This is a genomic window from Streptomyces sp. NPDC002057 (assembly GCF_040296665.1).
Classification (GTDB): domain Bacteria; phylum Actinomycetota; class Actinomycetes; order Streptomycetales; family Streptomycetaceae; genus Streptomyces.
On record NZ_JBEOXR010000006.1, the window covers coordinates 227533 to 239462 of the forward strand.

An 11930-nucleotide genomic window follows, 5' to 3' on the forward strand; every position below is an offset into this window, starting at 1 on the left:
CTGCCGGTGGTCAGTTGAGCGGGCCGCCGGCCACGTACATGACCTGGCCCGAGACGAAGCCGGCGTCGTCGCCCGCGAAGAAGGCGATCGCGTTGGCGACGTCCTCGGGGCGGCCGACCCGCTGCACCGGGATCATGGACGCGGCGGCGGCCTGGAAGTCCTCGAAGCCCATGCCCACGCGCTCGGCGGTCTGCGCGGTCATCTCGGTGACGATGAAGCCCGGGGCGACGGCGTTGGCGGTGATGCCGAACTTGCCGAGCTCCTTCGCGAGGGTCTTGGTGAGGCCCTGGAGACCCGCTTTGACGGCCGAGTAGTTGGCCTGGCCGCGGTTGCCGAGCGCCGAGGAGGAGGAGAGCGAGACGATCCGGCCGAAGCCCGCGTCCACCATGTGCTTCTGACAGGCCTTCGCCATCAGGAAGGCACCCTTGAGGTGCACGTTCATGACAAGGTCCCAGTCCGACTCGGACATCTTGAAGAGCAGGTTGTCGCGGAGCACACCCGCGTTGTTGACGAGGATCGTCGGCGCGCCGAGCTCGGCGGCGACACGCGCGACGGCGGCCTCCACCTGGGCGCTGTCGGAGACGTCGCAGCCGACCGCGAGGGCGGTGCCGCCCGCGGCGGTGATCTTCTCGACGGTGTCCTTGCAGGCCGCCTCGTCGAGGTCGAGTACGGCGACGGCGCGGCCCTCGGCCGCGAGGCGGAGCGCCGTGGCGGCCCCGATGCCCCGTGCGGCACCCGTGACGACGGCTACGCGCTGCTCGGTGGTGGACATGCTTGGTTCTCCTCGCCCTTGGATCGTCCCTGGTCGCGGTCGAACCGGTCACCCGCTCCTGCGTCCCGCACATGAGCGACCGCTTAGTATCGTCCGCAGAACGAGACGCTAGAAGCCCTGGCACCCGGTGTCAACGGCCCACCGGGTGCACCGGGTCACTCCCCTCGTCCGGACCGGGAAGCGGGCGGACGCGCTCAGCGCACGAGCAGGCCGAGCAGCCGCTCCACCTCGGCCTCCGGGTCGGCGGTGAGCCCCGTGTGCACGGGCCCCGGCTGGACGACCGTGGAGCGCGGCGCGATCAGCCAGCGGAAGCGCCGTCCGGCGTCGTCCGGCGCGGCCTGGCCCGCGGCGTCACCCCCCAGGCAGACCCCTTCGACGGCACGCAGCGCCGCCCGGACGCCGGCCACGTCGGCGGCGGGGTCCAGCACCGACAGCTTGGCCTCGTCCAGATGCGTACGGGCCGCCACGAAGGAGCGGGCACGGCAGTAGACGACCACCCCGGCGTTGAAGCACTCGCCGCGCTCGACCCGCGGCACCACGCGCAGCAGCGCGTACTCGAAGACATCGCGGTCGGTCACGGGGTGCTGTCCTTCTCGGTGGAGTGCGGCCGGGGCGCGAGGCGCTCGGCGAGCCAGCCGGGCGGGCGCTGCGGCCTGTTCTCGCTGCGCGGGCCGAGCGTGATCCGCTCGTGGATGGTGGCGGCGCGCGGCAGCAGCGCCTCGACGTACGCGGCGCGCAGCTCGTCCGTGGTGTCGAAGCCGGGCTCGTCGACGAGCCACTCGTCGGGCACCTCCGCGGCGACCTCGTCGAGCAGCTCGCGGGTGACGAGCGGCGCCAGTTCGGCGGCCGCGGCGGCGACGTCCGGGGCGAAGGGGGCGAGCGCGTGGTCGGACGCGTCGTACGGCTTGGCGGCGGAGGCCTGCGCGCCCGGCCAGTTGTGGTGCCAGATCATGGTGGCGCCGTGGTCGATGAGCCACAGGTCGCCGTGCCAGACGAGCATGTTCGGGTTCCGCCAGGAACGGTCGACGTTGTTGATGACCGCGTCGAACCAGACGACCTTGCCGGCCTCCACGGGGTCGACCTCGTACGCCAGCGGGTCGAAGCCCAGCGAGCCCGGCAGGAAGTCCATGCCCAGGTTGAGCCCGCCGCTCGCCTTGAGCAGCTCCTGCACCTCCTGGTCGGGCTCGGAGAGCCCGATGACCGGGTCGAGCTGGATGGTGACGAGTTCCGGCACCCGCAGCCCCAGCCTGCGGGCGAGCTGCCCGCAGACGACCTCGGCGACCAGGGTCTTGCGGCCCTGGCCCGCGCCCGTGAACTTCATGACGTACGTGCCGAGGTCGTCGGCCTCGACGATCCCGGGGAGCGATCCGCCCTCACGCAGGGGCGTGACGTAGCGGGTCGCTGTCACTTCTGTAAGCATCCGCCCAGGCTATCCGCCGACCGGGCCGTGGAGCCGCGGGTGCTCCGGTCGCCGTGCCCGGCGGTCGGGGGCGCGTCCGGGGGCGGCGCGGAGTGGCGCCGTCGCCGGCCGGTACCGCCGCTGCCTCCGCGTTCCGCCGGGTGCGCCCCTGAGTCCGCTGGGGGGCCGATGGGTCCGCCGAGGGACCGGGTCCGCCCGCGCGCGTCAGCGTCGCGTGAAGAAAGCGACGCGGACGCCCGCGCGCGGGGCCTGCGTCCCTACAGTCGGGTTCATGAGCCGGACCGAGCGGATCTCCTCCGACAGCAGCATGCGGCGCCTGTCGCTCTCGCTGGCCGCCGCGGCCCTGCCCGTCGGCTTCCTGGGCGTCGCCCACAGCGCCGTGTGGGTGCTCGGCGTGGGGGCCTGGCTCCTCATCGCGGCCGTCCTGATCGAGCTCGTCTACCGCCCCTGACCCGGCGGTACGGCCGGGGCGAGGCGGAGCCCGGACGGGCTCCGAGAGCCGGACCCGATCGCACCGCCTCCGCCACGTCCGCGTCCGCCGGCACCGCCGCCCCGCACGGGCCGCTACCGCGGGCCGCCGACGCGCACCTTCTCGGGGAGCGGGGTGAGGGAGGCGTACTCCAGGGGCGCCGAGGGGTCGATGGAGACGTCCAGCGGGGCCGGTTCGGCTCCTGAGCGGGCGAGGAGGTCGCCGACGGCGGCGATCATGGCGCCGTTGTCGGTGCACAGGGTCATGGGCGGAACGCGCAGTTCGACCCCGGCGGCGGCGCAGCGCTGCTCGGTGAGGGCGCGGACGCGGGAGTTCGCGGCGACGCCGCCGACGACGATCAGGGTCTTCACGTCGTACGCGCGGCAGGCCGCGAGGGCCTTGCGGCTCAGGACGTCGGCGACGGCCTCCTGGAGCGCGGCGGCGCCGTCGGCGACGGGCAGGTCCAGCCCCTGCGCCCGGTGCTTCTCGACCCAGCGGGCCGCGGCCGTCTTCAGGCCGGAGAAGGAGAAGGCGTACGGGTCGTCCCCGGGCCGCGTCAGGGGGCGGGGGAAGGTGACGGCGCGCGGGTCGCCGTCCCGGGCGGCCCGGTCGATGGCGGGTCCGCCGGGGTAGGGCAGGCCCAGGACGCGGGCGACCTTGTCGAAGCACTCCCCCGCCGCGTCGTCGAGGGTGTCCCCCAGATGCAGGATCGGCTCGCGCACCAGGTCCCGTACGAGGAGCAGGGAGGTGTGGCCGCCGGAGACGATCAGCACGACGCACGGGGTGGGCAGCGGCCCGTGTTCGAGGGTGTCGGCGGCGACGTGCCCGGCCAGGTGGTGCACGCCGTAGAGCGGCACCCCCGCCGCGTACGCCAGCGTCTTCGCCCCGGCGAGGCCGACCTGAAGGGCGCCCGACAGGCCGGGGCCGGTGGTGACGGCGACCGCGTCGATCTGGCTCAGCCGCAGCCCGGCCTGGTCGAGGGCCTGCCGGACGACGGGGTTGAAGGAGTGCAGGTGGGCGCGGGCCGCGATCTCGGGCACCACGCCGCCGAACCGGGCGTGCTCGTCCATGCTCGACGCCACCACGTGCGCGAGCAGTCGCCCGTCCCGCACGATCCCCGCGCCGGTCTCGTCGCACGAGGACTCGATCCCGAGCACCACTGGTCCGCTCACCACACCCACTCCTTCTGCACCAAACTCGCAATTGCAATATATGTGCAAGAAGGAGCGGGCGGGGACGAGGCCCGCTCAGTCACCGGCGAGCAGGCCGCGCAGCGTGCGATAGGGGTCGGTGAGGGTGGCGAGGACGTAGCTCTCGTCGTACGCGGTGTCGCCGATCCGGCTCCGTGCGGTGCGTTCGGAGCGCGCCCGCAGGGGCTCCAGCTCCGGCGTCCCCCGCTGGGGGTGCCCGACCATGTCCCAGAACGCCTGCCCGGCCCCGTAGGCCGTCGCGGACCGCTCGGCCTCGTCGAGCGCCGCCAGCGCGGCGGCGAGGAGGTCGAGACCCAGACCGAGGCCGAAGGCGTCGCCGATCGCCCGCTTGTCCCGCAGCATGGCGCGGGCGTGCGCGGCGGCGTCCGCCGACCGGTCCTCGTGGAGGGCCATCACCGCGAGTTGGTACTCGGTGTAGGACCGGGTCCAGTGCTCCCCGGCCGCGACGGACTCCGCCCGCAGATCCTCGGCCGCGGCCCGGGCCCGGAGCAGGGAACCGGACGCGGTCAGGGCGAAGACGCGCACCAGCCGGCACCGGGCCACGGCGGGTGAGGCGCCGAGCGGCCTCGCCAGCGCCCGTTCCGCGGCGTCGAGGGCGCGCAGCGGTTCGCCGCGCAGCAGCATCACCAGGCCCCGCAGGTACGCGGCGTCCGCGAGCAGCGCGTCGTCCGCCGCGAGCAGCGCCGCCCGCTGCGCCCGCTCGCCCAGACGGTCCGCCGCCTCGTACTCGCCGCGCAGGCAGCGCACCACGCCCAGCGCCCAGCAGGCCTTCGCCACCACGGCGGCGGGCTCGGCGGTCAACCGGGCGCACTCCTCCAGATAGTGCCCGGCCTCGTGCAGATGACCGCAGCACGCCCAGAAGAAGCCCAGGCTCCCCGCCATGGCCGCCGCCCGCCCCGGGTCCGTGGCGAGCAGGTGCTCAAGGGCGGCGCAGAGGTCTCCGTGGCAGGAGGCGATCCGGGTGTACGCGGCCGCCTGGCCCGGTCCCCACCAGTCGCCCTCGGCGGAGACGACCACCTCGTGGAAGTGCCGTGCGTGGCGGTCGGCCGTCGCGGCCGTCTCACCGAGCTCGTCGAGCCACATCGCCCCGTACTCGCGGACGGTGTCCAGCATCCGCAGCCTGCCGCCGTGCAGCGTGAGCAGACTCTTGCGCCGCAGTCCGTCGAGTGCCTCCACCAGGACCTCGTCGGTGAGGGGGCCGCCGCGGCAGACCCGTACGACGTCCGCCACGGACGCGTCGGAGCGGAACACCGAAAGCCGTGCCCACAGCAGCCGCTCCCGGGGCTCGCACAGTTCGTGGCTCCAGCCGATGGTGGTGCGCAGCGCCCGGTGGCGGGACGGCTGGAGCGTGCTGTCGGCGGGCTCGGCGAGCCCGAGCCGGTCGCGCAGCAGCCGGGCCATGGCCCGGACGGGCTGGTCCGGGAGGTGCGCGGCGGCCAGTTCCAGCGCCAGCGGAATCCCTTCGAGCCGTTGGCACACCTCGGCCGCCGCCACCTGGTCCTCCGCGCTCTCCCACGAGACGCCGGCGGCGGCCGCCCGCTCGGTGAAGAGGTCCAGGGCGTCCGTGTCCGGCGGGAGGGGTGCGACGGGGAACAGCGACTCGCCGGCCACGCCCAGCGGTTCGCGGCTGGTCGCGAGCACCACGAGCCCGGGGCAGCGCCCGAGCAGGGCTTCCACCAGCTCGGCGCATTCGGCGACCAGGTGCTCGCAGGAGTCCAGGATCAGCAGGACGCGACGCCGTCCGATCCATGCGCCGAGCGCGTCGACGGGCTCCCGCGAGGAGTGGTCGGAGAGGCCGCAGGCGTCGGCGACCAGCGTGGTCAGGAGCGCTCTGCTGCCCAGCGACCACAGCGGCGTCCAGTGCACGGTCTCGAAGGAGTCGGCCGCCGGACCGTCCGCGGCCCGGGCCGCGAGCCGGGACTTGCCGACGCCTCCCACTCCGACCAGTGTCACCAGCCGGTGCTGCCCCAACCGCGCGACGACGTCCGCGACTTCACTGTGCCGTCCCACGAACGGCCCGCGCTCCGGCGGCATCCAACTCTGCACACCTGTCATTGTGCGTGTACGGAAAGGGTGTTCAGGACCGGATCCCCGGTCCCGGCGACCGGCGGGAGGAACGGTTCACGTCCCGATCGGGATCAGGCCGAGGGGCTCGCTGGTGGGCTGATCGGAGCCGCCCGCGGGTTCGACCGTGATGCCGACGGCGACGGCGTCCCCGAGGGGGCCTTCGAGGAGCCTGGTCGACTCCTCGCCGCTGCCCGGCAGCAGGCCGGCGGGCCGGAGGTCGCCCGCGGCGGCGGCGTACCAGAGTTCGTACACCTGGTCGCCGGTGAGGGCCGGCAGGCCACGGGCCGTGAAGGCCGCCCGGTCCTCGCCCCGGGAGACGACGACGGCGACGGTCGCTCCGTCGGACAGCTTCTCCGTGTGGAGCGCCGCGTCGGGAGCCGTGAGCACGTCGGCGACGGCCGTGCCGTCGTCACGCGCCCGCTCTTCGGCCTGTACGGCCCTGGCGCGGGCGTCCTCGGCCTCGGAGTGCTGCCACAGGGCGATGCCGCCGAGCGCGGCGGCCGCGGCCAGGGACGCGGCGAGGGCCATGCTCGCCACACGGCGGCGCCGTCGGGCCTGCGGGAGGGGGACCTGCGACAGCTGGGGCCGCGGCGGGCGGATGTCGTGGTCCTGGGGAGTGGCCCTGATGCGGTCCAGCGTCCGCTGCCGCAGCTCGGGGGGTGCGGTGACGCTCTCGGCGGTCGCGAGCCGGGCCGTCGTGCCCCGGAGTTCGTCGACCTCGCGGCGGCACTCCTCGCAGCCCGCGAGATGGTTCTCGAACGCGGCCTCCTCGGCCGGGGGGAGTGCGTGCAGGACGTACGCGCCGACGGCCTCGTGCGGGTTCTCGGCAGGCGTCATGATCCGCCCTCCAGACAGGCGCGGAGCTGTCGCAGGCCCGCGCGCATCCTCGACTTCACCGTACCCGCGGGGGTCGACAGGGACTGGGCGACCTCGAGATAGGTCAGTCCCTCGTAGTAGGCGAGCACGAGCGGCACCCGGTTCAGCCGGCCGAGCCGGCCCAGGCAGCGGTACACCCGCCGGCGCTCGTCCCGGCCCTCCACGGTCTCGGCGACCTCGTCGAAGGCGGGTCGGGGGGACAGCAACGCGGCGCGCTGCTCGCGCTCCGTGCTCGCCTGCGCGGCGCGGACCCGGTCGACGGCCCGCCGGTGGGCGAGCGTGAGGACCCATGTCCTGGCCGTGCCCCGCTCGGGCCGATAGCGGTCGGCGGTGCGCCAGACCTCGATCATGACGTCCTGCGTCACCTCCTCCGCCAACGCGGTGTTGCGCAGGATCCGGCACGTCAGCCCCATCACCGAACCGACCAGGGCGTCGTACACGCCGGCGAACGCCTCGTGATCGCCGTCGGCCGAGCGGATCAGCAGCTCCTCCACGGCTGTGTGGTGCCCGTTTCCCTGCGGCAAGCGCTGCTCACCGTCCTCTGCTTCAGCCGGCCGCCACGCCTGCGGCGCGGACCTGGTGCGATGGGTGCGTTGGCTCTGCCACTCCCCGACTCTGCCCGCGATCCGGTGCCGGTGCCGGGCGGCGGTGGCAATCGGGTGAGGTTCCCGACGGCGGGCCGGGGAGTGGTTCATCCCGATTCGTCCGGACCACCTCCGCCGAGGTCGAGAGCGAGAGCGGGGTCGAAGGCGAGATCGAGTTCGAGGAGGAGGTCGGGCACGGGGTCGCGGCCGGGAACCGGGACCGGGTCGCGGCGGAGAACGCGAGCCAGGTCCGGAGCGGGGTCGCGGCCGAGCGCGGCGTCGGGGTCGAGCGCGGGGTCGAGGTCGAGCGCGACGTGCAGGGTCTTGCCCCCGAGAGCGGGAACCACCTTGATCCGACCGCCCAGCCCCCGGATCAGCGGGAAGCCGAGGCCGCCCCGCTCGTCGACCGGCGGATCCCAGGACGTCTGCGGCAGTTCCTCGCTCTCGTCGCCGACGGCGATGTCGAGGAGGGTGCCGCGGATCGTCAGCGTCAGTACGCAGGACCCCCGCGTATGCCGCACGACGTTCGTGACCAGCTCGGAGACGATCAGAACGGCGTCCGCCGTACGGTCCGGCCGGCCGCACGAGCCGGCGAGCCAGCGCCCCGCGACGCGACGGGCGACGGCCGGAGTCCTCCAGTCGAAGGGAAGGGCGACGCTGTGACGTGTCATGGCGGACGCCGACACGGTGGTAGTGCTCATGACCGCCCCCAGGAGGGCTCGGACCGGATAGGAGTTTCTGCTGGGTATTCGGAGCCGTACCCCCCGCGGATGACGCCCGTACGCGGCCCCGTACGCCCCGATCCGAAATTCTTCACCCCCGGTTCATCCACGGCGCCTTCGACTTCGAACCCTCTACATCGCGCGCGGCGGGGCCGGTGGCTCTCACGCAGCCGTCACCGAGACGGATCCCTGCCCGGCCCACCACGCAGTTCCTCGTACGCGCGCGTCGATGCCGATTCGTTCGAAGGAGGTGTGTGCGATGACCAGGTCCATACGGGTCCGTCGTCTGGTGGCGGGCGCCGCGGCGTCCGGCCTGCTGGCGGGCGGTGCGGCGTTCGGCCTGTCAGGCACGGCGGCAGCGGCTCCCGCGCCGACGTCCGTCGCCACGACGGTCGTGACGGGTGACCACCACGACCGTCACGACCGGTGCGAGTGGAAGAAGGGGCACTGGGAGAAGAAGTGGGTCAAGGGCCACTGGGAGAAGAAGTGGACCCACCACAAAACCTGGCAGCAGGGCCATCACGACAAGCACGGGAAGTGGCACAACGGGAACTGGGACCATGACCACTCCTACAAGTGGGTCTACGTTCCCGGCCACTGGGACCACAACTGGGTGAAGGGCCACTGGTCCTGCCACCACCGGTGATCCGACGTCCCGCGACAGGGACCGGGAGCCTGGCTCCCGGTCCCTTTCCGCTGTCCGCCGCCGCCTCGCGCGGCCGTCCACCGCCGTCCACGGCCGTCCGGCGCCGTCCGTCGCCGTGCGGCGCTTTCTGTCGCTGTGCGGCGCCTTCCGTCGCCCACCGCCGCCGTCCGATGCGGCGCGGAGCCTCGCCGCCGCCGGGCGCCCGTGGCCGTCGGGGCCTCGATCCCCGCATCGCATCGCTATATGGCGCCACCGCTCCCGCCTGCGGTTTTCCCCACCCGACCCCCACCCGACCCCCATCCGACCCCACCTGGGCGCCACCCATGGACGCCATGGCGCCATAAAGGACTTGCAGTGGCGCCATTAATTGCGCCATGCTGGCGACACGGGCGATGAACCCCTCCGTCCCACCCGGGCCGGGAAGTTCGGGTTTCGCGGAGTCAGCCTCGGAGGGGTCGGATCATGAAGCCGGAAGGGCACCACCGGACCGAGGCGACACCTACCGCCCTGGCCGCGTTCGCGCGGTTCGCGCTCTGCGGCGGCGGCATCGGCGTCGCCTCCAGCTTCGCGGTGGTGGCACTCGCGGGACACCTGCCGTGGGCCCTGGCGAACGCCCTGATCACGATCGCCTCCACGCTCCTCGCGACCGAGCTGCACGCCCGCTTCACCTTCGGAGCGGGTGGACGCGCGACCTGGCGCCAGCACATGCAGTCGGCGGGGGCGGCGGGGATCGGGTACGCCGTGACCTGCGGGGCGGTGTTCACCCTGCACCTCCTGGTGGCCGCGCCGGGGGCGGCGCTCGAACAGGGCGTCTACCTGACCGCCTCCGCGCTCACCGGAGCCGCACGGTTCGCCGTCCTGCGACTCGTCGTCTTCGCGAGCGGACGCAGGAGGGCGACGGCCTCGACGGCCGGGGCGCCCACCCCCTCGGGGGTCCGGTTCCACAGCGTCGGCCTCCGCGAGACGGATGCCGCCGCCACCCTGCGCCCCGCCGCCTGACCCCGTACGCACCCCGGGGGACTCGGAACCCCCGCACCATCGTGGCGCCATGCGGCTTGCAATGGCGCCACGATGGTGCCATTCTGGGGGGTATGGACCTCACTCCCTACGTCGACAGCCTCCGGCACGAACTCGGCGTCGCCGCCGAAGCCGGTGGAGACGAAGCCCTCGCCCTCGCCAAGCGGCTCACCGCCCCGCTCGAATCGGCGGCCCGACTCACCCTGCTGAACGCACTCTCCGACGCCATGGACGAGGTCACGCGCGACCTGGCCCCCGGCTCGGTCGACGTACGGCTGCGCGGGCTCGACCCCGAGTTCGTGGTCACGGCCCCGCCCGCCCCGGACGCCTTCGGCGAGGCCGAGGTGCCGGTGGCGGCACCGGCACCCATGCCGCCGGCCCCGGTGGACGTCGAGGACGGCGCCACCTCGCGCATCAACTTCCGCCCGCCCGCCCAGCTCAAGGTCCGGGTCGAAGAGGCCGCGAACCGCGAAGGGCTCTCCGTCAACGCCTGGCTGGTCCGGGCGGTGGCCGCCGCCCTGGAACCCGCGGCGGACCGCGCCACGGGTGGATCGGGCCGCGCGCCCTCGACCGCACAGGGACACACCGGCAGGACGACCTCGGCCGGACAGGGGTTCACGGGCTGGGTGCGCTAGCCCGACCCCGCATCCCAACCTCACCTCACCCCACCCGCATCCCGTCACGCCTCACGCCCGACGAGCAGCCAGCAGCCAGCGACCCACAGCCAAAGGACGGCTCAGCCATGCCCACGTTCGACACGCCCGAGCCCCTCTCCGCCGCCCTCGAACTCGACTTCGGCCGGGTCCGGATCATCGCGGCCGACCGCACCGACACCGTGGTCGAGGTGACACCGAGCGACCCCGGCAACAAGCAGGACGTCCAGGCCGCCGAGGACACCAAGGTCACCTGCACGAGCAGGGAGCTCACGGTCAGGGGCCCCAAGAAGCGCTCCCCCTTCGGCAAGATCGGCTCGATCGACGTGACCGTCGAACTGCCCACGGGCTCGGACCTGGCCGGCCGCACGGGCCTCGGCGACTTCATCGCCGAGGGACGGTTCGGGAACTGCCGCCTCACGACGGCAACCGGCGACATCCAGCTGGAGGAGGGCGCGGACGTACGGCTGAAGACCTCACACGGGGACGTCCTCGTGGACCGCGCGACGGGCGAGGTCGACATCTACGGGTCGGGGCGGGTACGGGTCGGCCGGGCCGACGGAACGGCCACCGTCAAGAACCTCAACGGCGAGACCGCGCTCGGGGAGATCCGCGGCGAACTGAACGTGCGCTCGTCCAACGGACCCATCAGCGTCGCGCGCGCGGACTCCTCCGTCACCGCCAAGTCCGCGAGCGGCGCCATCCGGCTCGCCGAGGTGGTACGCGGGCGGATCACTCTGGAGACCGCCGCCGGGGCACTGGAGATCGGGATCGCCGAAGGGTCCGCCGCCTGGCTGGACGTACGGTCCACGGCGGGGCGCGTACGGAACGAGCTCGGGGTGTCGGACGGCCCCCAGGCGTCCGAGGAGACGGTAGAGGTCCGGGGGCGGACCAGCGCCGGCGACATCGTGATCCGCCGCGCCTGAACCGGCGCACGGGATCAAGGACCCCGAGCCCCTTCCCGACCCGGCCCACGACCCACCACCCATCACCCACCGCTCAGCCCATGCCGACGCCCGCACCACGCGGGGCGTCGGCATCGTGCTGGACGCCCCCACCGATGCGGCCCTCGCCCCACACATGGCGCCACCATGGCGCCTCCACGTCGACCCCAGGTCGGCACGGAGGCGCCATCGTTGCGCCCCACATTCCCGCAGGTCAGGCATACGGCACCACACCTCAGAGGATTTGGCGCCACGATGGCCTCGCCATGGCGCCACTCTTGTGCCATCATGGTGATGCGAGCAGGAGGCAGCGACGCTCCTGATCGGCAGCCCCGCCGACTCGCCCATCCCCGGTCACCCGCGCCTCCGAGAGGGAGGGCTCCATGCCTTCGTTTGTCATGCCTACGACCAAGCAGGGTGACGGCTCACCGTCACCCGCCGCCATCTCCGCCGTCGGCCTGCGCAAGTCCTACGGCGACAAGACCGTCCTGGACGGCATCGACCTGAACGTCCCCGAGGGAACGGTGTTCGCCCTGCTCGGCCCGAACG

13 protein-coding genes and 1 pseudogene are annotated in these 11930 nt (G+C 73.5%); 6 read left to right on the forward strand and 8 right to left on the reverse strand.

What is annotated here, in order from left to right; all coding sequences use genetic code 11:
- Positions 1–10: 10 nt before the first annotated feature.
- From fabG to ABT129_RS08155, 3 genes are all read right to left on the reverse strand, one after another.
- Positions 11–772, reverse strand: a complete 762-nt coding sequence (gene fabG, locus ABT129_RS08145) for a 3-oxoacyl-ACP reductase FabG (RefSeq protein WP_030316526.1) — start codon at positions 770–772, stop codon at positions 11–13.
- Positions 773–966: 194 nt separating this feature from the next.
- On the reverse strand, positions 967–1350 hold the full coding sequence (locus ABT129_RS08150; RefSeq protein WP_351898051.1) for a DUF3037 domain-containing protein: 384 nt from the start codon (positions 1348–1350) through the stop codon (positions 967–969).
- Positions 1347–2192: a HipA family kinase gene (locus ABT129_RS08155; RefSeq protein ID WP_351898053.1), complete on the reverse strand. Its 846-nt coding sequence runs from the start codon at positions 2190–2192 to the stop codon at positions 1347–1349. The genes ABT129_RS08150 and ABT129_RS08155 overlap by 4 nt, the downstream gene beginning before the upstream one ends.
- A 271-nt stretch (positions 2193–2463) precedes the next feature.
- Here ABT129_RS08155 and ABT129_RS08160 point away from each other — a divergent pair, with 271 nt between their 5' ends.
- Positions 2464–2643: a hypothetical protein gene (locus ABT129_RS08160; protein WP_351898055.1), complete on the forward strand. Its 180-nt coding sequence runs from the start codon at positions 2464–2466 to the stop codon at positions 2641–2643.
- Between the two features lie 113 nt (positions 2644–2756).
- Here the strand turns inward: ABT129_RS08160 and tsaD are convergent, their stop codons facing one another.
- The 5 genes from tsaD to ABT129_RS08185 form a co-directional block, all read right to left on the reverse strand.
- Positions 2757–3821 (reverse strand): tRNA (adenosine(37)-N6)-threonylcarbamoyltransferase complex transferase subunit TsaD, encoded by a 1065-nt coding sequence (gene tsaD, locus ABT129_RS08165; RefSeq protein ID WP_351898105.1) that lies wholly within the window; start codon positions 3819–3821, stop codon positions 2757–2759.
- Between the two features lie 87 nt (positions 3822–3908).
- Positions 3909–5927 (reverse strand): ATP-binding protein, encoded by a 2019-nt coding sequence (locus tag ABT129_RS08170; protein ID WP_502981684.1) that lies wholly within the window; start codon positions 5925–5927, stop codon positions 3909–3911.
- A 66-nt stretch (positions 5928–5993) separates the two neighbouring features.
- Positions 5994–6776 (reverse strand): anti-sigma factor, encoded by a 783-nt coding sequence (locus ABT129_RS08175; RefSeq protein ID WP_351898058.1) that lies wholly within the window; start codon positions 6774–6776, stop codon positions 5994–5996.
- Positions 6773–7339 carry an ECF RNA polymerase sigma factor SigK gene (gene sigK / locus ABT129_RS08180; RefSeq protein ID WP_502981685.1) on the reverse strand — a complete coding sequence of 189 codons (567 nt, stop codon included), beginning with the start codon at positions 7337–7339 and terminating at the stop codon, positions 6773–6775. Before sigK ends, ABT129_RS08175 begins: the two co-directional genes overlap by 4 nt.
- Positions 7340–7506: 167 nt before the next feature.
- On the reverse strand, positions 7507–8100 hold the full coding sequence (locus ABT129_RS08185; protein WP_351898063.1) for an ATP-binding protein: 594 nt from the start codon (positions 8098–8100) through the stop codon (positions 7507–7509).
- 280 nt (positions 8101–8380) lie between these two features.
- Between ABT129_RS08185 and ABT129_RS08190 the strand changes: the two genes are divergently transcribed.
- The 5 genes and pseudogenes from ABT129_RS08190 to ABT129_RS08210 all read left to right on the forward strand — a co-directional run.
- Positions 8381–8767: a hypothetical protein gene (locus tag ABT129_RS08190; protein ID WP_351898065.1), complete on the forward strand. Its 387-nt coding sequence runs from the start codon at positions 8381–8383 to the stop codon at positions 8765–8767.
- Between the two features lie 462 nt (positions 8768–9229).
- On the forward strand, positions 9230–9766 hold the full coding sequence (locus ABT129_RS08195) for a GtrA domain-containing protein (protein WP_351898068.1): 537 nt from the start codon (positions 9230–9232) through the stop codon (positions 9764–9766).
- Between the two features lie 92 nt (positions 9767–9858).
- Positions 9859–10419, forward strand: a complete 561-nt coding sequence (locus ABT129_RS08200) for a hypothetical protein (protein ID WP_351898070.1) — start codon at positions 9859–9861, stop codon at positions 10417–10419.
- A 107-nt stretch (positions 10420–10526) separates the two neighbouring features.
- The gene (locus tag ABT129_RS08205; protein ID WP_351898072.1) at positions 10527–11363 is read left to right on the forward strand and encodes a DUF4097 family beta strand repeat-containing protein; all 837 of its coding nucleotides are present in this window, start codon (positions 10527–10529) and stop codon (positions 11361–11363) included.
- A 401-nt stretch (positions 11364–11764) separates the two neighbouring features.
- A pseudogene (locus ABT129_RS08210) lies at positions 11765–11930 on the forward strand (ABC transporter); the annotation flags it as partial.